This is a genomic window from Streptomyces sp. SID3343, from assembly GCF_009865215.1.
GTDB lineage: Bacteria > Actinomycetota > Actinomycetes > Streptomycetales > Streptomycetaceae > Embleya.
Genome location: NZ_WWJX01000795.1, coordinates 1 through 1,419 on the forward strand (window position 1 = coordinate 1; position 1,419 = coordinate 1,419).

At 73.3% G+C, this 1,419-nt stretch carries 1 pseudogene; it reads left to right on the plus strand.

Going from position 1 to position 1,419, the window contains the following annotated elements:
• A pseudogene (locus tag GT354_RS24760) lies at positions 1-1,419 on the plus strand (hypothetical protein); the annotation flags it as partial.

The following is a 1,419-nucleotide window of genomic DNA, read 5'->3' on the forward strand; positions in this document are numbered from 1 at the left end:
GATGGTGCGCCGCCGCGGGCTGCCCGGCTCCGAGCGGCACACCGCGCTGCGCGAGGCACAGGCGGCGAACGCCGCGCGGCCCTCGTATCACGCGCTCGCACAGGTCGTCGTCCGCAGGCTCGCCGCGCTCGACCAGTCCACCGGCAGCCCCGACGTCGACGCGCTCACCGGTCCGGTGACCGAGGCCGAGTACGCCGAGAGTGGCACCACCTTCGGCGCGCCCGTCCCGGACGCCATCCGGCGCGTCGTGGAGACCGCCCATCGCGCACCGATCGCCGTCCTGATCGAGCGCGGCGTGGTGCCTTCGGCGGAGGTACTCGCCGAGTTGGTACCGCAGTTGGTCGCGTCCACCGCAGCGCGGGCGTATCCCGACGAGGCACTGCGGCGCCTGATGACCGCGCACTATCGGGCCTTCCGCAACCGCCGGTCGCTGCTCCTGGTCGACCTACAGCACCAGGTGCGCGTCGACGAACTGCCGTGGGTGCAGGCGGTCGCCCGGCACCGCCGCGACGGCGACGCGTCGCGCGAGGGTGCCCGGATCGCGCTCGGACACCTGGGCGAACTCGCGCTCCAGGGCTTCCCGGCGACGATCCTGCCCAACCGACTCGTCCGCGAGCTGTCCACGCTCGCACGCGACGCCGGGATCGAGGTGCCGTTCGTCGAAGAGCTGGCGGCGGACATCTTCATGGGCCGGTTCTCCGCCAAGTTCCTCCGGGCCGCGGCGCTCGCGGGGGAGGTGCTGCGCGGGTCGCTGTACGAGCGCTACTACGACATCGACTACGCCGAGATCGCGCTGCTCGGCGACGACCTGCCCCGCAATGACCTGCCGGGCGATGCGGAAGTTTCGGCTCCCCGACGCAAGGGCTGGGGATCGGCGAACCGCGACCCGGCGGCAGAATTCGGCACCCTGTGTCAACGGCGCGCCAAGTCGGCCGGTGGCGGCGCCGGCCATCGATGGTCGGCGGCGGGCAACGGGACGGTGATCGAGCAGGCGCAGATCCTCACCACACACAACCTCGCCGCGCTGGTCCGGCCGATCGGGGTGGAACCCGGGCTCTGCTGGGCCGACCTCGCGGCGCGGTGCTTCACGACGGTGTGCCGCCTGGTCGGGTTGGTGCCCACCCAGTCGTGGCCGATGGCCACCATCAAGGACGCCGCCTACGCGTGGCGGCAACTGACGTTTCACCTGTCGATGTGCGGGCCGCGCGAACAGGCGGGCGTACTCGCGTGGTTCGACGACGAACTGGCCCGGCACCCCGACCACGTCGCGGCACGCCTCGCCCCGGCGGTGGCCGGCTTGCGTCTGGTCGCGGCAGGCGGCCGGTTCGACGGCGCCGGCGTGGCGGACGGCGGGCGAGCCCGACGCCTCCTGGGCTGGAGCACCGACGGCCACTGGCTACGGACGGAGCCGGCGACCTC